The 19,283-nt window shown below is 65.1% G+C and carries 21 protein-coding genes and 1 tRNA gene; 1 reads left to right on the top strand and 21 read right to left on the bottom strand.

The genetic code is table 11. From position 1 onward, the window contains the following. The 21 genes from ACDELDRAFT_RS02140 to ACDELDRAFT_RS02040 all read right to left on the bottom strand — a co-directional run. Positions 1-308: XF1762 family protein (locus ACDELDRAFT_RS02140; RefSeq protein WP_005793105.1), on the bottom strand; the 308-nt coding region annotated here is incomplete at its 3' end. A gap of 5 nt (positions 309-313) precedes the next feature. Then, positions 314-1,156, bottom strand: coding sequence for a phosphoadenosine phosphosulfate reductase domain-containing protein (locus ACDELDRAFT_RS02135; RefSeq protein WP_005793104.1), 843 nt, complete (start codon positions 1,154-1,156; stop codon positions 314-316). Between the two features lie 131 nt (positions 1,157-1,287). After that, positions 1,288-1,641 (bottom strand): DUF3085 domain-containing protein, encoded by a 354-nt coding sequence (locus ACDELDRAFT_RS02130; RefSeq protein WP_005793103.1) that lies wholly within the window; start codon positions 1,639-1,641, stop codon positions 1,288-1,290. Between the two features lie 78 nt (positions 1,642-1,719). Further along, the gene (locus ACDELDRAFT_RS02125) at positions 1,720-2,523 is read right to left on the bottom strand and encodes a hypothetical protein (protein WP_005793102.1); all 804 of its coding nucleotides are present in this window, start codon (positions 2,521-2,523) and stop codon (positions 1,720-1,722) included. 282 nt (positions 2,524-2,805) lie between these two features. Further along, positions 2,806-3,084 carry a hypothetical protein gene (locus ACDELDRAFT_RS02120; RefSeq protein ID WP_005793101.1) on the bottom strand — a complete coding sequence of 93 codons (279 nt, stop codon included), beginning with the start codon at positions 3,082-3,084 and terminating at the stop codon, positions 2,806-2,808. A gap of 93 nt (positions 3,085-3,177) precedes the next feature. Next, a complete protein-coding gene (locus ACDELDRAFT_RS02115) occupies positions 3,178-3,915 on the bottom strand; it encodes a DUF5983 family protein (protein ID WP_005793099.1) in 738 nt (245 codons plus the stop codon). A 209-nt stretch (positions 3,916-4,124) separates the two neighbouring features. After that, positions 4,125-4,517, bottom strand: a complete 393-nt coding sequence (locus ACDELDRAFT_RS02110) for a hypothetical protein (protein WP_005793098.1) — start codon at positions 4,515-4,517, stop codon at positions 4,125-4,127. 23 nt (positions 4,518-4,540) lie between these two features. Beyond that, complete coding sequence (locus ACDELDRAFT_RS02105; protein WP_005793097.1) at positions 4,541-4,765, bottom strand: hypothetical protein; 225 nt, start codon at positions 4,763-4,765, stop codon at positions 4,541-4,543. A gap of 331 nt (positions 4,766-5,096) precedes the next feature. Further along, positions 5,097-5,654, bottom strand: coding sequence for a hypothetical protein (locus ACDELDRAFT_RS02100; RefSeq protein WP_005793096.1), 558 nt, complete (start codon positions 5,652-5,654; stop codon positions 5,097-5,099). A 245-nt stretch (positions 5,655-5,899) separates the two neighbouring features. Next, on the bottom strand, positions 5,900-7,510 hold the full coding sequence (locus ACDELDRAFT_RS02095) for a DNA cytosine methyltransferase (protein ID WP_005793095.1): 1,611 nt from the start codon (positions 7,508-7,510) through the stop codon (positions 5,900-5,902). Positions 7,511-8,047: 537 nt separating this feature from the next. Continuing rightward, positions 8,048-10,060 carry a DNA topoisomerase III gene (locus tag ACDELDRAFT_RS02090; RefSeq protein ID WP_005793094.1) on the bottom strand — a complete coding sequence of 671 codons (2,013 nt, stop codon included), beginning with the start codon at positions 10,058-10,060 and terminating at the stop codon, positions 8,048-8,050. A gap of 272 nt (positions 10,061-10,332) precedes the next feature. After that, positions 10,333-10,785 carry a single-stranded DNA-binding protein gene (locus ACDELDRAFT_RS02085; protein WP_005793093.1) on the bottom strand — a complete coding sequence of 151 codons (453 nt, stop codon included), beginning with the start codon at positions 10,783-10,785 and terminating at the stop codon, positions 10,333-10,335. 73 nt (positions 10,786-10,858) lie between these two features. Further along, positions 10,859-11,386, bottom strand: coding sequence for a DUF3158 family protein (locus ACDELDRAFT_RS02080; protein ID WP_005793092.1), 528 nt, complete (start codon positions 11,384-11,386; stop codon positions 10,859-10,861). Continuing rightward, positions 11,383-12,165, bottom strand: a complete 783-nt coding sequence (locus ACDELDRAFT_RS02075; protein WP_005793091.1) for a PFL_4669 family integrating conjugative element protein — start codon at positions 12,163-12,165, stop codon at positions 11,383-11,385. The genes ACDELDRAFT_RS02080 and ACDELDRAFT_RS02075 overlap by 4 nt, the downstream gene beginning before the upstream one ends. 317 nt (positions 12,166-12,482) lie before the next feature. After that, positions 12,483-13,727, bottom strand: a complete 1,245-nt coding sequence (locus ACDELDRAFT_RS02070; RefSeq protein WP_005793090.1) for an STY4528 family pathogenicity island replication protein — start codon at positions 13,725-13,727, stop codon at positions 12,483-12,485. 3 nt (positions 13,728-13,730) lie between these two features. After that, positions 13,731-14,291, bottom strand: a complete 561-nt coding sequence (locus ACDELDRAFT_RS02065) for a DUF2857 domain-containing protein (protein ID WP_005793089.1) — start codon at positions 14,289-14,291, stop codon at positions 13,731-13,733. Between the two features lie 15 nt (positions 14,292-14,306). Further along, entirely contained in the window at positions 14,307-15,965 is a 1,659-nt protein-coding gene (locus tag ACDELDRAFT_RS02060) for a ParB family protein (RefSeq protein ID WP_005793088.1), read from the bottom strand. Beyond that, a complete protein-coding gene (locus ACDELDRAFT_RS02055; protein WP_004566598.1) occupies positions 15,958-16,206 on the bottom strand; it encodes a hypothetical protein in 249 nt (82 codons plus the stop codon). The genes ACDELDRAFT_RS02060 and ACDELDRAFT_RS02055 overlap by 8 nt, the downstream gene beginning before the upstream one ends. Further along, positions 16,190-17,065, bottom strand: coding sequence for a ParA family protein (locus tag ACDELDRAFT_RS02050; RefSeq protein ID WP_005793085.1), 876 nt, complete (start codon positions 17,063-17,065; stop codon positions 16,190-16,192). The genes ACDELDRAFT_RS02055 and ACDELDRAFT_RS02050 overlap by 17 nt, the downstream gene beginning before the upstream one ends. A gap of 43 nt (positions 17,066-17,108) precedes the next feature. Continuing rightward, a complete protein-coding gene (locus ACDELDRAFT_RS02045; protein ID WP_005793084.1) occupies positions 17,109-17,321 on the bottom strand; it encodes an AlpA family transcriptional regulator in 213 nt (70 codons plus the stop codon). Between the two features lie 118 nt (positions 17,322-17,439). After that, positions 17,440-18,186 (bottom strand): hypothetical protein, encoded by a 747-nt coding sequence (locus ACDELDRAFT_RS02040; protein WP_005793083.1) that lies wholly within the window; start codon positions 18,184-18,186, stop codon positions 17,440-17,442. 994 nt (positions 18,187-19,180) lie between these two features. Between ACDELDRAFT_RS02040 and ACDELDRAFT_RS02035 the strand changes: the two genes are divergently transcribed. Further along, a tRNA-Leu gene (locus tag ACDELDRAFT_RS02035) sits at positions 19,181-19,273 on the top strand. Positions 19,274-19,283: the final 10 nt, after the last annotated feature.

Genomic DNA, 19,283 nt, shown 5'->3' with positions numbered 1-19,283 from the left:
CGCGTGTAGCCCATGGCCTTGGCCGCCTTCCATGCGGCGCCATAGAGCTTGCTGCAGGCGTTCGGTGCGCCGTTGGTGCAGAGCCGGGTGACTTCGAGCGTCCAGCCGTCATCCAGGTGGCGGGCGACCGGGCGGCCGACGATGGCCACGCCGCAGATGCTATCGGTGGCGGACAGCGCGACCGCCAGGGCGAACTTCGCTCCCTGAACCGGACGGTGGTGGCGGTGGTGTTCCTGCACGAAGGCATTGGCGCAGCGCAGGGACACCGGCAGCAGGTGCAGTGATGGCGAGATCGATGGCCTGTCCATGGCCGTCAATCACCGCAGAAGCAGGCGATCGACTCCTCGGCGGCGTCGAACAGGTCGCCTTGGTCGGCGGCGAAGCGCGCCAGGTCGGCGTAGCTGGGGCCATCGGCGCGGAACCGGGCGCCGCTGGGCTTGCTCGCCAGATTCAGCGATTCCATGCGAATCCACCACACGGCGGCCTCTGGTCGGGCCTTGATGAGGGCCAAGCGCTGCCCGCGTGGTTTCAGGAAACACAGGTCGCAGTTGCCTTCGAGCGTGCGCCCGTTCACCGTCAGCAGGTCGAGGTCGAACGCTTGCGCCCGCCAGAACGCGCCCACGTCGCGCACGGTGACGTCGGCATCCGCCAGCGGCATGCACATGGTCTCGTGGGTCGATTCGGTGGAATGGCCGCGCGCGCGAATCTTGGCGACGCGGCGCTGCTCGTCGGCGCGGATGCCGATCATCTGGTCCCAGTCTGTCCACCCCAGATGCCGCAGGTAGCGGTGCATCGGGCGGATTTTCAGGCTGGTCGTGCAGCCGCGCGCGACGGGATTGGGCAGGTACTGGCGCTTGCGGATCAGCGCCTCGAACGGCTCGCCCTGGCGTCTGGCCCGGTCGAAGTCCACCAGCGTGAAGCCTGGCTCCGTGGGCAGGTATTCCAGCCAGCGTATCGGCACCTGCCAGTGCTGGGCGCAGTCGCGCACAAACCGCAGGGTCGCTTCCACCTCCTTGCCGGTGTTGGCGAAGCAGACCACGGTGTCGCCAGGCAGGCCGCCATTGGCCTGCAACACGCGCCAGAGCATGTAGGCGCTGGTACGCCCGCCCGAGAAGCTGATGCAGGTCGGTTGGGTGATCTTGAACGGGTCGTGCATGCGGTCGTCTCCGTGGGTAGGTCGGCGGGCCATGGCGGCCGGAGACGAGCACGCACGCGGCGAAGGCCGCAGTGCGGAAAAAAGGGAGCCCCCAAGAAGGGGGCCGTGAGGGGATGGTGGTAGTCGTTGCGCTACACCGATGGCACCACCTCCAGCGACAGGTGCGTCGTGGTGGCGGACAGCATCAGATCGTCCGTGCCGTGCAGGATGCGTGCGAAGACGCCTTCCTTCGGGTCGAAGAACTCGCCGAAGTCGTCGCCACCCAGCTCGGCGCGCGCCAATTCCCACCAGTCGTCAAACGGGTCGGTATCCGGGTTGCAGCCGACGGCATAGGCCAGCAGCTTCACGCGGCCATTGGGACGGCGCTCTCCGTGCTCGGCGAGGAAGTACACGCCCTGGTCCTTGGCGAGGACGACGCGGCATTGGTTGGCAACGGCCTCGGCCAGCACGGGGCGCAGGTCGGAGCCTTTGAATCGCAGTGACATGGTTGATCTCCTGAAGAAAAAAGGCCCTCCACCCGAATGGATGGAAGGCCTATGGGGCAAGTCGCCGATAGGCTGCGATCAGCCGTAGCGCCGCTTGGTTGCCTTGGCGTCGATCACGCTCACGTCGATCAGGCGCCAGTGCCCGTCGTCGATAAGCCGCTCCAACACTTCGCCGAGCATGTCGAAATACAACTCGTCGTGCCGATCGACCAGTTCAGCGTCGCGGCGCAGCTCCACCACGTAGGTGTCGCCGCCGCGGTCGTAGAGGATCGTCACCTGGCCCTCGAACTTCGCGGTCGAAACCGTGAAGCTGATCGCCGGGGGTGTCTCGATGATCTTGGACGGCTTCGGATCGACCCAGGTGAAGTCGCGGGCACCAGCATCGACGAGCATGTGGGTGATGCGCCGGAACCCGTCGGGAGCCGGCATTTCCTCCAACTGCTGGATGAGCTGCCCCAGTTCCATGCACTGCGGCTCGGGGATGGGCAGCTTGGCAGGCGCGGAGCCGAGGATGTGCCTGGTGATGGTGTAGGGAACACCGTCCGCGGTCTTCTCGGTGATCACTTCCGGGGTGTCCGCGCGCAGGCCGTCGAAGCGGCGGCGGGCATACGGTTGGACATGCACCTTGGCGCCTTCGCTGGGAACAGTGGTCACCAGGTGGGGATCGAGCACCGCGAATTCGCTGGGCTTGAGCTTGACAACGATGGCCTCGTCGTTGGCCGCGACCACCTTGCCGTCGAAGGGCTTGGGGTCGATGGCGAAGCCCAGGGTCGAGGACTGCGGCTGATCATCGAACACGCGGTACTTGAACGACCGCACGTTGCGGGGCACATGGCCTGCGACAAGCGAAGGCATCATGGATTTGATAAGGGAACGGTCCATGGGAATCTCCTTGAGGAAGAACAAGGGATTCCCCGCCCGCAAGGGAGAGGTCCCTTGTGGGTGGATGGACGCGGTGCGTCCGTAGGAAGAAACGACCAGCACGGTTTCCCGCGCTTGCAGCCTCGAAGGTCTTGGCTGTCTGGGCATGTGTCGGCAACGCCGACGAACATGGGGCAAGGATGGCCCTGGGTCGGGCTACTCGCCCGCATGAAACGGCACTTCGCCGCACCCGGTTTCCTGCGCTGGGCGCAGGAAAAAGTCCCTCGAAAGGGGCTGGATAGGTCAGGCTGCGTACACGAAGTAGTGCTCGCGCTGACGCGGGAAGAACACGTGCTTCCAGGTGTCGCCGCTGGTGTTGCCACCGTCGAACACGACCATTTCGTAGTCGTCAATGTCGGTGTCCGCCAGGTCGGCGCTGGCGATATGGCGCATGTGCAGCGTGCCGTGCGTGCGCTCGAATACCAGGATCTGGCCGATAGCGTCGTCCTGGCTCATGGCGTTGACGCAGGCTCCGAGCTGGTGCTCGAAGTCCGGTGCGCGCGAAATGAGGTCCGGGAACATGAGGTTGCTCCTATGAAAATGGACCAGCCCGACTCCTGGCGGGAGACGGGCTGGTATGGCGGCAAAGAGGAAGGCTGGCGCGTCGCGCGGCTGCTAGGACTCGGCCAGTGGCAGGCCCAGCAGCGCGGGTGCGTCGGCGTCGAGGATCAGGATGCGCACATCGGCCTGGCCAGCCAGGTCAAGGATGTCCGCCAAGTCGTCCGGCATGCCCTTGTTCCGATGCTCCTGCCGAAGCTGCTCGGCGGTGATGCCCTCGGCGTGCTCCAGGTTCTGGTCCGTCCAGGGCGTGGAGATCAGCTTGACGCCGATAGCCGGGCTGTACGGCACCCGGAAGGCGATGAACAGCATGGCCTCCGGCGTGGCGAGGTCCGCCAGGTTGGCGAGGTAGTGCCAGGTATCCACCGTGATGTGCTCACGGCTGATCTCCCAGCACCGACTGTAATAGCCGGTCTCGAAACTCAGGCGCCGCACGACTTCCCGCGCACCCTCGGCCGAATAGGCGTCACCGACGTGGACTGGGCGGCCGTCAAGGTCGTCACCATGGATGGCATAGACCACGGCCCCGATCGCGCCTTCGCCGCTGACACCTTCACCGGCATCGCATTCGGCCAGTACCTCGGCGCTCACGGGTTCAGGGCCGTTCGTGACCACCGCGAAATCGCTGGTGACAATGCAGGACGATGAAACCAGTTCCTCGTCGGAGAGGTGCTCTTGGCTCGGGTGGATGTTTCGCCAGACATGCGGACTTCCATCGTCGTAGCTGATGCACAGCGTGCGGACGATTTTCAGATTCCAGTAGCCGCGGAGAAAGGGATTAGGTTTCTGGGACATGGGAACACTCCAGATTGAATAATGGAGCCAATTCCCGCCACCGGGAATTGGACCCGGTGGGTTGAAAGTGGAAAATGCGTCAGACAAGGCTGACCACGACGGTGTCAGCACTGCGCTGGACGGCGGGAAATAAATGAGGGACACGGCCTTGTGGGCGCATGTCCCTCATCGGGAGTGAACGAAGACATGGTGGTGTGCCGGGGACCGGCTCACCAACCGTTGTAGTTCACGAGCAGGTCGGCGATGACCTTGCGGCGTTGCAGATCGAGACCGTCGAAGTCGGACAGTCCGTAGAAATGGCAGCGCTTGAGCATGGCACCGCCCTCACGCGCGTTGTAGAAGCTGACCATGGCGGACAGGAACATGCGTTCCCCGCTGCTCAGGACGCCGAGGGCATCGTTGAGCAGCAGCATGTTGGGACGCAGATCCCACTTGCTCTTGGCCTGGTTCAGACCTTCACGGGTGCCATCGCCGAACCATTCGGGGCCAGCGATCTCGACGCCGCGCTTCCATGCCTCGAAAAAGGCTTGGGGCGCGGCAGCGAAATGCTGTTCTTCCCGCATGATCTGATCGACGACTTCCTGTGGAAGTAGCTGGTTCATGACGTGATTCCTCTCTAGTTGGATCAGGGGATGGCGAGCTGGGACCAGCCGCCTCTTTCGAGGGCACGTTGAGCCGCGGCATGGCTACGGAAGTACTCGCGGGATTCCCGCGAAACGGGGCCTTCGGTATCGCGCGTGCCGATGTAGTGACCGGCGGCGCTTTGCAGGACTTCGAGCGGCAGGAACTTGCCGCAGTAGGTCAGGGCCAATTTCCCGAAGGACTGGCCGAAAGAGGCTTGCTGGGACATGGACGGGCTCCTTGGAAAAGCGGGGCCTCGTCCCTCACGGGATGGCAGCTCCCGCACGCGGTGGATAAAAAGCATCAGCGTCACGAGGACGCACGTCCGCGCAATGGATGCGATGCGGACTGGTGGGTGACGCGGGTGAGACCCGCGGCAGCCTGGAAACCCTGGCTGCTGGCATGTGCTGACGAATCAGCGAACATGCGGGCAGCTTCGTGTGCGGGGCTCGCTGCGTCAGTTGGAAAACGGCATCCGGCCCAGCCCCGATTGATGCGCACAGAGAAAAAGAAGCCCCGCATCGAGTGCGGGGCTGTCAGGAGGGTGCGTCGGCGCTTGGTCAGTCGGGCTTGTCGCCCAGGACATGCTGCTTCCACAGGTCGAATGCCTGCTCGGGCGGAAGCTCGGCGAGGATGACGATGGGCTGGGCCTGCCGGGCGCGCAGCGAAGCGAAGTACGCCTTGCGGTCGGCGATGGCCTTGAGCTTGATGCCTTTGATGAACAGCAGCTTGCCGTCCTTGATGAACAGCACCTTGTTGCCGATGTCTCGGTTGAACGCGGCTCGCACCTTGCGTTCTGCGTGCATGGCATCGGCCAGTTCATCGACCAGGAAGTCGAGCGTCATGGCGATGTAGTGAGGGGCTTCACCCTCTTGGCCGAGGTCGAGCGGCGCAGGCGGCAGTCCCTTGGCGAAGGTTTCGGCCTGAGCCAGCAGCGCCGCCTTGCCATTGAGCGCGCGCAGGAACGTCGAGCCACCGTGGCCGTCGTTGCGGGCCTCGGCGATGGGAGTACCGTCGAACATGACGGTGGCGCTGAAGCACATCGTTTCCTCGCTGGCAAAGTCGGCCACCTTGAGGTTCTTCAGCGTGATGCGGTCTTGCTTGGAGATGTTGTCCATGGGAAGTCCTGAAATCGACCGGGTGGCGACATGCCCCTGACGGGACGTGGCGGCCATCCCGTGGGTTGGAGAAAAAAGAGGCATCAATGCCCCGGTGGGCAGCGTTCGCCGGTGAGATGCCGAGGCGAACTGGCGGGTGGCGCGGGTGGAACCCGCGGCAGCCTTGACACCCTGGCTGCGGGCTGCTGCCGATACATCGGCAGTGCAGGAGGAAGAATGGCGCGGCCCGCAGGCTGCGTCGCCGATCAATCCGAAGCGGTCGAGCCCGTCTTGTGCAGGCACTGCACCAGCCGCTGGCCCAGCCATGCCATGCACGGGACGGCCATGGAGTTGCCGATCGCCTTGTAGCGCGGCGCGTCCGCGGCGGGCTTGCCGCGGTACGGGATCAGCGTGTAGTCGTCGGGCATGCCTTGCAGCCGCTCGCACTCCACGGGCATCAGCCGCCGCACGCGCCAATGCGACCAGTCGCCGGGGCCGGGGTCGTTCCAGCCGTAGCGGAAATGCGCCGCGAAGTCGGGGGCCAGCACATGGGGCTTGTCCGCGCCGCCGCCGCTGGTGCGTAGCGCGGCCGCTACGTTGCCGTCCAGCTCGGCGGCAAGACCCTGCTCACGGCCGCGCAGGGACACGCAGGCCACCATCGGCACCCCGTAGCCAGGCTTGCCGTTGGACAGGATGGTGCAAGCGACCTGGCCATGGCCCGATTCGAAGCGTACTTCGCCACGGTTGTTCTGCGCGAAGGCGATGGCGGGCACGACTCCGGCGTTCGCATGGCTGTTGCGATGGCTGCCAGCGCGCAGCGTCGGCGTCAGGTCGAGCGTGGCATCGGCGCCGCTGCCCTGGGCGGTGAAGGCGATGATCGGAACACCCTTGCCGGTACCGTCCTCGCTGCTGCCCTTGCCGTTGTTGGCGGTGTCGAGGGCGTGGGCGATGCTGCCGGCGACCGACTGCACCATGAACGTCTCGGTGCGAATGTCGTGCTTAGGGCCAGCGGCCATGAGGCATGCCGCCACATCGACGGGGCCAATGCCGCCGCTGAATCCGAACGTCGTCGTGACCTTGCCGTAGAACTGCTTCAGTCCTGCGAATCCTGCGAGGCCTGCGCCTGCTGATTCAGTACCCGGTCCAGCAACGCGGGCAGCTTCTTGCCACGGCGCGCGGCCCGCACAAGAATCCCCGAGCAGGCCTGCGCGCTCAAAAAGTACTTCGGCGGGATCGAGGTCATCCCCACCACTTGCCACAAGAAACACGCGCTTGCGGCGTTGGGCGACGCCGAAATATTGAGCGTCGAGCACGCGCCAGGCGATGCGGCGGCGGGGTCCAGACACACAACCAGCGTGCGCCCACCGATCCCCTGGCGGCTGGAGCGGACGGCTTTCTCCGGCCAATGCGCCCAGGAAATGCCCGAAGGCATTGCTGCGGTCGTTGAGGACGCCTGGGACGTTTTCCCAGACGAGCGTTGCCGCCGGGCGGCGGTCTTGATGGCGGGTTTGGTCGATGGCATTTGCAAGCTCCACATAGGCAAGGGAAAGGGCTCCGCGCGGGTCATCCAGCCCGCGGCGGCTACCTGCAACGCTGAACGACTGGCACGGCGTGCCGCCGACCAGGATGTCGGGCGCCGGCACGGTGCCGGCACGCACCTGGCGGGCGATCGCGGTCATGTCGCCCAAATTGGGCACGCGGGGGTAACGGTGGGCGAGCACGGCGCTCGGGAACGGCTCGATCTCGGCAAACCATGCGGCTTCGAGGCCGAGGGGTTGCCAGGCGAGGCTCACGGCCTCGATGCCGCTGCACACGCTGCCGTACAGCAGTGGCGCGGGCTGGGGCGCACCGCGTGGGGTGCGAGGTTGCGGGTTCATGGCGTGTCTCCTGTTCGTGTGGCCCTGGACCGTTTGGCCGGGCCGGGACGTTGATCGGCAGGAGAAAGGCGCCGAAGGCCCAGCGGCCTTCGGCTCGGGAGGACAGAACCACCCGTGGGCTGATTGGCAGGCCCGGTCGTCGCTAGAACCGTCTGCTGTCAGCAATCACACCCGGCGCATGTCGTGGTTGGCGCCGGTATCTTCTGGCGCACATCCGCGCACAAAAGGAGCCCAGTTTTTCGCCGTTGGGCACGGCATCGAATACCGCTGACCGTGAAGGGTCTCCGGGTGGCTCGCAGCCTGGCAAGCCATCGGGGGACCCTTCGCAGGGGCGGAAAAATGCAGATCAACAGAATGCGCCGGGAGACCCCGGACATGGTTCGCGGAGAAGCTACCTTCAGGTCCCGCAGCCGGGTACGGCTGGGCGGGACGCGCACACGGACAAGAGAAGGCGTTGCGCGCTGGGCATCCCGCAGGGCGTGCGGGACATGGGCCACGCCGCCGATGGCGGGCACGGCTCTCGGGGAACGGGGTCGGTCAAGAGCCTTTGCGGCCGCTACTGCACGGGCGCGAGGCACCGCGCTTGGACGCGCCGGTTTCGACCGGCAGCGTGCCTTTGCAGTCGGGGTAGCGACTGCATGACCAGAAGGGGCCGGTCTTGCCGGTGCGCTGGCGCGTCGGTGCGCCGCACTGCGGGCAAGCGGGTCCCTGGGGAACCTTGATGGACAGCGAGGTGCTGCCGTACTGCGCGATCAGTTGCGAAATCCAGGCGGCCTGCTTGCCGATGAAGACTTGAAGGGTGAGCTGTCCGGCCTCGATCATGTCGAGCGCCTGCTCCCACACGGCGGTGGTTCCGGGGTCGGCAATCGCCGCAGGCACGGCGTCGATCAACGTGAATGCCGCATCCGATGCGCGAATGGAGCGTCCTTTCTTCACGAGATAGCCCCGCGTCAGCAGGCCAGTGATGATGTTGGCGCGCGTGGCTTCGGTGCCGATGCCCGTCGTTTCCTTCAACTTCTGTTTCAGGCGCGGGTCGGTCACGAAGCGCGCCACGCCTTTCATCGACTTGACCAGTTCGCCCTGCGTATAGGGCTTGGGTGGCATCGTCTTGAGCGCCTTGACCTCTGCCTCGGCTACTTGGCACGCCATGCCCTCGCGCAGGGCGGGCAGCACCTGGCTGCGCGCCGTGGCTTCACCGTCCTCGTCCGATTGGGGCTCGGCCAGCACCAGACGCCAGCCATTGACGACCACCTGCTTTCCGGTGGCCACCAGCTTCTGCTGGCTGCAGGAAAGCTCGGCGACGGTGCGGTCGAACTCGTGGTGAGGGAGGAATTGCGCCAGGTAATGCGCCCGGATGAGGCGGTACACGGCCAGTTCCCGCTCGCTCATCGCAGCGAGGTTCGCGGGTTCGAGCGTCGGGATGATGCCGTGGTGCGCCGTGACCTTGCCGTCGTTCCAGGCACGCGAGCGCTGCGAGCGATCGAGCTGGTCCATGATCGGGCGCAGTGACGGATCTGTCTTGAGCAGACTGTCCAGGACCGTGGGCACCTCGGCGAACATGCTTTCGGGCAGATAGCCCGAATCGGAACGCGGGTACGTCGTGGCCTTGTGGGTCTCGTACAGGGCCTGGGCGATTTCAAGGGTCTCTTGAACGTCCAGCCCGAACTGCTTGGAACAGACTTCCTGGAGCGTCCCCAGGTCGAACAGCAGCGGCGGGCCTTCGCGCACGCGCTCGGTCTCGACCGACACCACTTGGGCAGTACCCGCAGCGCGGATCTGCTGCGCGGCCTGCTGAGCGATGGGCTGCTGCAGGCAGCGGCCCGCGTCGTCGGTGCAGCCATCGGGCGGAACCCACTGCGCACTGAAAGCCTGTCCACCTGCGAACAGGGTCACGTCGATGGCCCAGAACGGCACCGACTTGAAAGCCGCGATCTCGCGGTCGCGGTCCACGACGAGCTTGAGCGTCGGCGTCTGGACACGCCCGACCGAGAGCACGCCGTCATAGCCCGCCTGCCGCCCGAGCACGGTGAACAACCGGCTGAGGTTCATGCCCACGAGCCAGTCGGCGCGCGAACGCGCCAGCGCCGAGTAGTACATCGGCAGCGTGTCGGATGACGGCCGCAGCTTGCCGAGCGCGGTGCGGATCGACGTATCGTTGAGCGCCGACAGCCATAGCCGCTCGATGGGGCCGCGGTAGCCGCACAGGTCGATGATCTCGCGGGCGATCAGCTCGCCCTCGCGGTCGGCATCGGTGGCGATGACCAGATGGGTCGCCTTCGCCAGAAGCGCCTTGACGACCTTGAACTGCGTGGCAGTCTTCGGTTTGACTTCGACCCGCCATTGCTGGGGAATGATGGGCAACTGCTCCAGTGACCAGCGCTTGAGCGCCGCGTCATAGACCTCGGGGGCTGCCGCTTCGACGAGATGGCCGATGCACCAGGTGACGGTGACGCCGGAGCCGCTGAGACAGCCTTCACCGCGCTGCGTCGCGCCGAGAATCCGGCCAATGTCTTTGCCCTGGGAGGGCTTCTCGCACAAAAACAGCCGCATGTCCGTCCATCCGAATTCCGTGGTTCACTGAGTTGCTGGAATCGAGGATGCCGAGCACCACCAGGGGCAGCAGCAAACAAGCCGCATGTGGTGGCGACCACTTTCACGGGATGGAATGGCGGGGACAGGAGTGGCTTGCGGCCGGGGTGTGCGCGCCGGGAGCCGCGATTTTCGGGAGCGCGTGGAAGCCGGTGGACGTTGATGGAGCTATCCCCTGGGGATAGCTCGCGAGGGCATGGGGCGACGGACAACCGCCGCCGCCCCATGTCGGGTCACTTCCTGCGCTTCGGCTCCTTCGGCGCGGTCGGTTCCTGGGCGGGCTGGGGTTTCGGCTGCGCGTCCTGTGTGGTCTCCTGCTGCCTGGGGCTGAGGGTCACGGACTCGATGCGAAACGGCAAGATGCCGACGCTGCGCGCGTTGATCTGCCAGGTCTCGCGTGGCTGATCCTCGTTGTCCGTCCAGGGTTCGCGCTCCATGCGGCCGATGACCAGCACGCGCATGCCCTTCTGGTAGAGGTCCTTCCAGTGGGCGGCGTCGCGGTGCCAGATTTCCACCGGCGCCCAGAAACCGCCGCGGTCCTCGAAGTCGCCGCCCTTGGTGGGGACGGGGTTGTCGAAATAGACGTTCAGCCGCAATAAGCGCCGCGGCTCGTCGTTGCCGTTGGGGAATTCGCGGTACTCCGGTGGCGAGCCGATGTTGCCCTCGCCAGAAAAATGCGTGCTCATGGTGTGATCTCCGTGGTGGTTGAAATACCCGTGCCTCGTCGGCGCCGGGCGCGTGCTGGGATGGCTGGCGCAATCACCGATCGCGCATTGCGGGTGGGGTGGACGTGAGCCGGCGCAGGTAGGCGTTGTCCGCCTCGGCCGCTTTGCTGGCGCATTCCTGCGCCTGCCTGCCCAAGGTGTGCAGCAGGCTGATCTGCATGTTCAACGTGATGCGCTGCAGCTCGATCGCGTGCAGGTCGGCCAGCAGGTTGGCCGGCGTGCTGGTGCTCGCCATCAGCTCCTGCCACAGGGCTACGCCCATGGCCGAGCGGTCGTGCTTTCGCCAGCGAAGGAACGTCGTTCCCGCGCCAGTTGTCTGCTGGGCCAGCTCGATGGGTAGCAGGTGGAAGGGATGCCCGACAGCCTGTTGCAGCACCTGTCGCTGCGCCAAGCCAATCAGTTCGTCGCGCATGGCGAAGCACTGGCTGGCCCAGGCCTCCAAGTCCCCTTTACCTTTAAAGGGCTTTAAAAGGCCTTTTAGAGAGGCGGCGTGTTCCAGCCGCATGAAGGCGGTCTGTTGCAGCGGACGGAAGTAGCGGGTGTCGCAGTTCGGGGCGCTCATGCCTGCGCGTCCTCACCTGCCGGCGTATCGGGGGTCTCGGTGGTGGCAGCCTCGTCGTTGGGGGAATCGGCTGCGGCAGGATCGTCATTGCGCTGCTGCAGGCCACGGCGCACGATGGGCGGCGCGAACTTCGAGCGGCGCGTGCCTTCCAGCACGTCCTGCGGCAGCTCGCCGAACTTCTCCAGCGCCGCGCGTGCTGCGGCGTTTTTCGCCGCGAAGTCGTCGCGGGTGCAGCCCGAATAGCGGTACTGCTGGGCCAACGAGAACAGGCTGCGCAGCGCATGCGCGCCCTCGTTGAGCCAGCGTTCGAGCGTCGAGCGATCGATCAGCGCGGTGTGGTGCGCGAGGATCAGCTTGCGGGCGATGTCGTCGTAGTCGGCGAGCAGATACACCGCGGCAAAGCCGAGCTGCGCATTGACGAACAGCGGCAGCTTGACGGGTTGCACGTTGAGGTTCTCGCCCAGGGTGAGTGCCGGCGGCACGCTCGCGAGCGCCTGGTCCACTTGCTCGCGCAGCGATTGCAGCGTGGCTTTCGTCTGGTCGAGCTTGTCTTCGATGCGCAGCATCCAGAAGTCGCTGTACGGGTCGTCCTGCTCCGAGCCGCGCCGCATCTTGTTCATCTGGGCGATGTAGCCGTTCAGGCCGACGATGCCCGGTCGCCCCTCGGCGGCGGCGCGGCCATGCCAGATGCGCGAGGCGTGGTGCGTGTGTAGCGTCAGCGACATCGCGCTGCGCAAGGAGCCGAGATTCAGTTGCAGGGGTTCGTTGGTCGTTGCCATGGTGTCCGCTCGTTGTTGGAAAAGAGCGGCCAGCTTCGGCAGGAAGCGGAAGGCAGTCAGTCAACAAACCGAAACCCGCCAGTCCCCGGTTCAGGGCGCGGCGGGTGCATGCGGCGCGAGCTATCCCCTGGGGATAGCTCCATGGAGCGCCAAGGAACGCTGCACGCCGGGATCGGGGCGGACAACACTGACTCTGTGACAGATGGTCGATGGCGGACCTGCGACTGCTCCGCGCCGTGCTCGGCAGTGGAACTATCCCCAGGGGATAGCTCTACCGGCGGCCATGGACATCTACTTGCGCCGCCTTGCAGGCCTTCTCACTTGCTGGCGAGCAGATTGCGCAGCCGTTCGATGTGCTGCTTGGCGACTTCCGGTGGCACGGGCTTGCCCTGCGGCTGAGGTGGCGGTGCAGGTGGTGGCCGCTGGCTTGGAGGAACGGGGACCGATGGCGCGTCCTTCTTGGCCCAGGCATTGAACTCGCCATGGATGGCCCGTTGGATAATGCCGAACAAATACCCAGCCGGATTGCGGATGCCGTGGCTGCTGCATCGTGTGGCCCATTCGTCCAGCACGGCCTGTCTCAGCGAGGCATCGACCTGCTGCAACGCCACCCTGGCACCTGTCTGCTGCTCTGCCTTCAGTTCCGCGAAGCGCTTGGGCCATTGCAGGTCGCCCAGCGCACGCGCCTGCGCGGTAGTACGTACTTCATTAATACAACTACTACGTACTGTACGGGCCTGCTTCGGATTCCGAAGAGAGGCGTCTGGCGCGGGTTTCGGCCCTGCTTCGGATTCCGAAGTGGGGTCATCACGATTCCGAAGAAGGCTCGAAGCCCCTTCTTCGGAATCGTGGATGTCCTCTTGCTGTGGATAACTTTCGGTCGCCGTGATGCCTTGGCTGGCGAGGCGTTCGGCCAGGACCTGCAGCCGTGACGGCAGTGTGCGGCCGGACAGAAGCGGGTCTTCCGCGATTTCCTTGAGCGTGTTCAGACCGACCATCTGCACGGCCTTGGCCGCGTGGCCGAGGGACTGGCTGACCAGCGCCAGGTAGTCGGCGTCGAGCTGCATCGCTTCAAAGGGCGTCAACGGCTCGTCATGAAGGACATAGAGGTTGCCGAGGATGCGGCCGGTCTTGGGGTCGCGTCGCCGCCGAACGAGGCTCAGCCATCGGGTCAGGCGCAGCAGCGTCAGGGCTCGCGCCACGGTTTCGTGCGAAGCCTGCCCGGCGCATGGCATCGAGGCCAGCCAGGGCCGCAACTGCTCATAGGTGGGGAATGCCGTCACACCATCGTCGTTGAGCATCAGCCGGAACACCTGCCAGGCGTTGCGCTCCAGCGGTGTCAGCCTGCGGTCGAGGAACAGCCGCCGCGGCACGGTCTCGTGCCGGTTGCCGCTGAAGAGGAACGCATCGCCAGACGCCGGGGCCGTGGACACCGGGACGGGCGTGGGTGTGGACGGGGGCACGTCGGCTTTGGGTTTGGGCGCAAGGTCCTTCAGCGCCGCGTCGAACAGGTCCGCGAGTGCGACGGGGCCACGACGTGGTGCGGTGTCGTCCACGGCCATGGCTCAACCCAAGCCCTGATCGACCCAGCTCTTGATCGAGGCCCAGACCACCGACAGAGGGAGCGACATGCCTTCGGCCAGATCCATGGCGGCGTCGAGGATGGAGGTTTCGTCTTCGAGATCGACGTTTCTGCTGCTGGTCACGGCCTTCCATTGCCGCCACAGCTTCGTGTCCTGCGTCTCGTCCAGAACGGGGTGCCGGCCCTTGCGCTTAGGCAGGCCGAGGATTTCGCGCCGAAGCGCCACCTCTTGATGAGTTAAACCATAGAACCTGCTGACCATCTCGGTGCTCGCGCCCAGCCTGAGCATGCGATCGACCGTGGCGATCTCCTTCTCCACATCCTGCGCCTGCCTGAGCAGACGCCGGAGCACTTCGCGGTTGACCGTCACGGAGCACCACGAGACGTTGGCGTTGGCCAGCACGCTGATCAGCGCGGGATGCTTGAGGGCATCCAGTTCTTCCTCGCCAAACCCCATCAACTTGCAGCGGCGCAGTTGCCCATTGCGCAGGTCATAGAGGGCCTGGGCGATGACGGCCTGGTTGAGTGGGTGTGGTGCGGACATGTTGGCCTCCCTCGCTTACGTTCCAGCGTCCGCAGTGCCGGTTTCCAGGTCGAGCAGACGGCGGGCCAGCCGCAGCAACCGGAACAGCTTGACCAGTGCGGTGTCGCTCAACCGCCGAGCTGCCTCGCCTTGGCCGTGCAGCAGCGCCGGCAGGTCGATGACGATTTGTCCGTGATCCAGGCCGACGTCGGCGGGCTGCTGACCAGCCAGGCACGCCAGCAGCGCCAGGACGGCACGGCCCAGCGGCCCCGGGTCCTGGGTGCGGGCACGGCAGACGAAGCCGATGCCGTCTGGACGGTCGTCGATGCACTCGTCCAGGTCGGCCTCGCCCGCGATCTCGCGGGCGAACTGCGCGACGTGGATGCGCAAGCACTCGGGCGTGTCCAGGCTCGGGTCGATGTACCAGACATCGGAGATCGGATAGAGCCCGCCGGCCTGCACCGGGATGGACTGCAAGACGTTCGCCGAGAAGTCGGGCGGCAGCGCATCGCCCAACTGGTCGGCGACCATGCGCTGGATGGACTGAAGCCGTTCGGTCGTCGGCGCGGGCGAGACGATGTGCTCCTGAAGCAGGTGGTCATCCGCTGTCCGACTGGCCATGCTCGTCTGGCTGGCATCCGCGTCGATCTCGCGCGCGGAGGGGGTGGCCGCAGGTCGGCCTGCAGGCGGCGCTGCCGGCTCAGGCCCTGCGATGGGCGGCGAGGTATCGGCAGGGAAACGCGCGACAGCTCCCGGCTCCGGCAATGTCGGCGGCATCGAGGGTGGCGTTGGGTCGCTGACCAAGGCGCGCTGGCGGCTCTCGGATTCGGTCATGTCCAGCGCGAGCACGTCGTAATCGACGCCCAGCAGTTCGGCCATCTGGCCGATCAACTCGTCCTGTACGCGCTGCGCGGAGAACTCGTCGGCCTGGACGTCGAATTGCGAGAGCACTTCCTGGAAGAACTCGTCGAAGTCCTGAACCAGTGAGCGGCCCTTGGCGTAGCGCTCCCATGCCAGCATGCAGGCTTTGCGCATGACCGATAGGCGTTCGACCTGGTGGCGGCCGAGGCCGCCATAGAGCACGGTGGGGATCGCGGGCAGCAGGTAACGCACCGCGTCGTTCATCCGGCTGATGTGCGACTGCTGGACGGGAAAGCCATCCGCAGCGAGGCGGCGCGCCAGTTCGGACTGGCTCAAGGTGTTGCCACTCTCCTGTTCGTAGAACTCGCGCGCCTTCTCGACGCCAAGTGCGCGCTCGATGAACGTGAGGCCGCCGCGCAATTCGTTCTCGGCCAAGTGGCCGGTCAACATGACGACTTCGCCGCGGCTGGGCCACGGCCGGAACAGGCACGATATGCGGAAGAACCGCTCGTCCTTGGTCTCCGACCACAGTTCGCGCAGGATGGCCAGCCGCGTGTTGCCGCCGTTGCGGATGATGTAGTGGTCCTCGCCGGGCCGTCGGGTGATGGCCGGCGCCGCGTCTAAGCCACGCTCGCGGATGGACGCCTTGATGTCCTCATAGGCAGGATTGCGCTTCTTGCGCGGGTCATGGTCATAGGGACGCAATTGGTCGAGGGTCACGACCATCGGCGTGTCGGCGATGGGGTCGCTCAGCGCCGAGGCGGACGGGCCGCTGCGCTCGAACCCGGCCGCGAGCAGCTTGCCGGCCATCTGCTGGGAGGTGATCTCAGCCATGACGGCCTCCCCGCGCTTGGGATCGGGCCTCGCGCTCGGCGCGGCGGATCTGCGCACGGGCATTGAGGGCCGCCCGATGGTCGCTGGCCGTCGAACTGGTGTAGATCGCGGCGCAGCCTGTCTTGGTGAATTTGAGGTGGCCGCCGGGCGTGCGCTTGACGTGCCAGCCTTCGCCGACAGCGAACTCGATCAGGGCGCGCAACCGCTTGTGGCCTCGGGCCAGTTCATGTGCGTTCGCCATGGGGCCTCCCGGCTTCAAGAGGGTGTGGCGGACGACCGGACACTGTGGCAAATCGGTGCTGCCACTGCGGGAACAATTCGGCGGCGAGATCGCGCATGGTGTCGAGCGCGGCGGGGGCGACTCTGCCCTGTGGCTGGCGGTACTCGATCCGATGCACCGGCAGGCCGCGCGTCGCGGCGCGCGGATAGGCTTCGATGGCCGGCACGTCGGTGGCCAGCACGCGGATGCCGGCGTGGTCCTGGAACAGGTCGCGCAGGGCCTGCTGGATCAGCCGGGCGTTCGTGGACACTGGATGGACGCGGTTGATGAGCAGGTGGAGCGGCGGCGGCTCGATGCCGAGGTGCCGGTACGGCGCGATGTCCTCCAGCAACTGCATGGTGCCGCGCCGCAGCTCGCGCGCCGCGAGGATTTCCGGGGTCACGGGCGACAGCGCAACGTCGGAAGCGAGCACCGCCATCTCCAGCAGCACCGACCGCGCACCCTGGGTGTCGATCAGCACCAGGTCGTAGAGGGGCGCCAGAACCGGCAGCAGGTGCCGCAGCCGCAGGCGCCCATCTGGCGCGTGCAGCAGCAAGGTGTTCAACTCGCCCCGGTGGTCGTTGGACAGCACCAGGTCCAGGCCGGCGATGGTCGTGCGGGACACGAGTTGGCCGAGGTCGCGCTCGTTGAAGGCCAGCAGTTCATAGATGCCGCCCGATGCGCGGCGGGCCAGCTCATAGTAGGAGGACAAGGTGGGCTGTACGTCGAGGTCGAGCAGCAGCACGCGCAGGCCCGCGTCGGCGGCCAGTCCGCCGAGGTTGGCGGCGGTGGTCGTTTTGCCGACGCCGCCCTTGGTCGAGATGATGGATACAACCTGCATGGCGCTCTCCGTCTGGGAATGGGGAAATCCGAGGGAGAACGGGTCAGGTGCGGTTGTTGAGGCGTTCGGCGATCCACTGGTCGATTTCGATCGAATCCCAGCCCACCGCGCGCACACCCAGTCGCAGCGCCTGCGGGAACTGGCGCTTCTTCATCAGGTTGTAGATGTGAGCGCGTTTGAAGCCGGACTTCGCTTCAACTTCATCGAGCCGCAGGATGCGGCGCTCGTGTGGTGGCAGTACAGGTACTTGCGACATGGCGGTCACTCCTGAACGCTCAGTGGCGTTTGTTGGCGTGACCTCTATTCAATAGACATGGCTGCGGAAAGACATTGCAAATGCAATCTCCGCGACTGCACATACAAGCTGGAAGAATTCACGCCGCTGCGCTACGCACATTCTTCCTGGCATTGGCGAACTTGCCGTTCAAGGTTCGCTCCGTGATGCCCATAGTGCCGCCATAGTGGGCGAGCAATGCAGTGACGATTGCCTCCTGCGTCTTGAAGCTGGAGTACGGCACACCCGATGGGGATTGACCCAGCATCAGCGTCAGCATGCCGCCGATGATGTTCAGGTACGTGGTCTCTGCTCGATCACTGATCGCGCACTGCTTGGACGCCAGGAGCACAGCAGACTGCTTGAGCAAGGCTTCGTGTTGCGCTTGCAGTTCGCGCATCTCGCGCCGGCTATGGTCCAGCGCGGCCTGTAGAGCGAGCCGCTCCAGCAGGATCGCCTGTCCTGTTTCCAGGCTGATGAAGGGATGCGCCATGCGCTCGCTGCGGCTGAACAGGAACCCGGGCCGATGCTCGGGATAGTGGGTGCGCATCCAGCGTTTCAGATCGACGTGGCGGACGGTCAGATCAGGTGAACTCACCAACTCTGGGTCATTGAGCGTGATCCCGTTCTTTCCGAAGGGCAGTTCGGCATTGAGGATGCCGTCGTAGATGCGTTCCGAATACAGCCGACACTCGTTCCATCGCGGGCAGTCCAACATCTGCGGCAGGCACCGCGGTGATGCGATCGAAGCGAGGATCGACGCCTTGTACCGCAGCAACCCAGCCCACCGTATGGCAGCTTCGATGGGACGATAGAACACCTTTGATAATGGTGGCTCCTTGTGCATGTTTTCGTCTCCTTTCGGAAGCGCTACATCACCGGCTCCTTTCTTGCCCTGCCAAGGGCTGTTGTGTCGTTTTGCCTGTGGCTGATGCCTGGGACGATGCCCCGGAACGTGGGCGGACGAGATCATGGCATCCGCCACAGGTGGTCCTATCTTGCTCGATGTGCAAGAATCGACCAGTTGCCGGCCCGTCGAGTAACAAGGAAGAAGCACGCTCGACAATGGCGCTCACGGTGCCAGCGTCATGGGGTGCGTCAAGCCCATCAAGACCGATTCGCTATGGTCTGATATCCCTACGGTTTCACAAGTCGCGCTGGGTCGCAGTCGTTGCTCAACGTCCAGAGGGACATAGAGAAAGCCGCGCGTGTGATGCCTGTTCCGGCATCCTGATATATCGATATAGCATCCAGCGATCATGGGCTGTGGCTAGTTTGAGGCTGTTGCGCGTCGCTCCCACACGGTTGCCAGCCGACCAGGCGATGTGAACATGCACCCCATCTTTCCTCGCTCGCCACATGGCCTTCATCACGAACAGCCTTGCGCTGTGGTGCGCACGGCATCAAACCAAGCGCGGTTTCAACGCTCGATGCTGATGCCATTCCTGACGTGAGAAGACCTGGACGTGCCAACGGCGTTGCCGGGAGGGGCCTCTGGTAGCGATGTGTTCTGCGTCCGTTGTCAGGGGATGGAATGGCAGTTCTTGGATGCTGATGGAAGTTGTTGGATGAACCTTGTTGCCGAGGGCGAAAAACAAGGCTATAATTCAGGCCTTCGCTGCTCACGGCGGCGGAGAAAGTGATTGGGAAACAAGGATTTAGCGCCCTAGTGCCTGTCTCGTTTCCCGCTCCAAATATGCAAGGGAAGCTTCGGCTTCCCTTTTTTCATGGTGAAAGCGAAAGGCCATCTGTGCGGCGGCGCCTTCATCGACGCGGCAGGGCATTGCGTGTGCACGCAGCCCGGGTTACGCTGCGACGCAGGTGTGCGTTCGGCAGCCGGCGCCCCGATGGTGAAATTGGTAGACACTGCGGACTTAAAATCCGCCGCTTTCCTGAAAAGGGGCGTGCCGGTTCGACCCCGGCTCGGGGCACCACTACGATTCA

Source organism: Acidovorax delafieldii 2AN, assembly GCF_000175235.1.
Lineage (GTDB): Bacteria > Pseudomonadota > Gammaproteobacteria > Burkholderiales > Burkholderiaceae_C > Acidovorax > Acidovorax delafieldii_B.
This window is presented reverse-complemented; position numbering and strand designations above follow the sequence as displayed.

Bases quoted from the DNA above. Each gene is read 5' to 3' on its own strand.
- ACDELDRAFT_RS02135 (WP_005793104.1), bottom strand. From the start codon at position 1,156: ATGCACGACCCGTTCAAGATCACCCAACCGACCTGCATCAGCTTCTCG.
- ACDELDRAFT_RS02130 (WP_005793103.1), bottom strand. From the start codon at position 1,641: ATGTCACTGCGATTCAAAGGCTCCGACCTGCGCCCCGTGCTGGCCGAG.
- ACDELDRAFT_RS02125 (WP_005793102.1), bottom strand. From the start codon at position 2,523: ATGGACCGTTCCCTTATCAAATCCATGATGCCTTCGCTTGTCGCAGGC.
- ACDELDRAFT_RS02120 (WP_005793101.1), bottom strand. From the start codon at position 3,084: ATGTTCCCGGACCTCATTTCGCGCGCACCGGACTTCGAGCACCAGCTC.
- ACDELDRAFT_RS02115 (WP_005793099.1), bottom strand. From the start codon at position 3,915: ATGTCCCAGAAACCTAATCCCTTTCTCCGCGGCTACTGGAATCTGAAA.
- ACDELDRAFT_RS02110 (WP_005793098.1), bottom strand. From the start codon at position 4,517: ATGAACCAGCTACTTCCACAGGAAGTCGTCGATCAGATCATGCGGGAA.
- ACDELDRAFT_RS02105 (WP_005793097.1), bottom strand. From the start codon at position 4,765: ATGTCCCAGCAAGCCTCTTTCGGCCAGTCCTTCGGGAAATTGGCCCTG.
- ACDELDRAFT_RS02100 (WP_005793096.1), bottom strand. From the start codon at position 5,654: ATGGACAACATCTCCAAGCAAGACCGCATCACGCTGAAGAACCTCAAG.
- ACDELDRAFT_RS02095 (WP_005793095.1), bottom strand. From the start codon at position 7,510: ATGAACCCGCAACCTCGCACCCCACGCGGTGCGCCCCAGCCCGCGCCA.
- ACDELDRAFT_RS02090 (WP_005793094.1), bottom strand. From the start codon at position 10,060: ATGCGGCTGTTTTTGTGCGAGAAGCCCTCCCAGGGCAAAGACATTGGC.
- ACDELDRAFT_RS02085 (WP_005793093.1), bottom strand. From the start codon at position 10,785: ATGAGCACGCATTTTTCTGGCGAGGGCAACATCGGCTCGCCACCGGAG.
- ACDELDRAFT_RS02080 (WP_005793092.1), bottom strand. From the start codon at position 11,386: ATGAGCGCCCCGAACTGCGACACCCGCTACTTCCGTCCGCTGCAACAG.
- ACDELDRAFT_RS02075 (WP_005793091.1), bottom strand. From the start codon at position 12,165: ATGGCAACGACCAACGAACCCCTGCAACTGAATCTCGGCTCCTTGCGC.
- ACDELDRAFT_RS02070 (WP_005793090.1), bottom strand. From the start codon at position 13,727: ATGGCCGTGGACGACACCGCACCACGTCGTGGCCCCGTCGCACTCGCG.
- ACDELDRAFT_RS02065 (WP_005793089.1), bottom strand. From the start codon at position 14,291: ATGTCCGCACCACACCCACTCAACCAGGCCGTCATCGCCCAGGCCCTC.
- ACDELDRAFT_RS02060 (WP_005793088.1), bottom strand. From the start codon at position 15,965: ATGGCTGAGATCACCTCCCAGCAGATGGCCGGCAAGCTGCTCGCGGCC.
- ACDELDRAFT_RS02055 (WP_004566598.1), bottom strand. From the start codon at position 16,206: ATGGCGAACGCACATGAACTGGCCCGAGGCCACAAGCGGTTGCGCGCC.
- ACDELDRAFT_RS02050 (WP_005793085.1), bottom strand. From the start codon at position 17,065: ATGCAGGTTGTATCCATCATCTCGACCAAGGGCGGCGTCGGCAAAACG.
- ACDELDRAFT_RS02045 (WP_005793084.1), bottom strand. From the start codon at position 17,321: ATGTCGCAAGTACCTGTACTGCCACCACACGAGCGCCGCATCCTGCGG.
- ACDELDRAFT_RS02040 (WP_005793083.1), bottom strand. From the start codon at position 18,186: ATGCACAAGGAGCCACCATTATCAAAGGTGTTCTATCGTCCCATCGAA.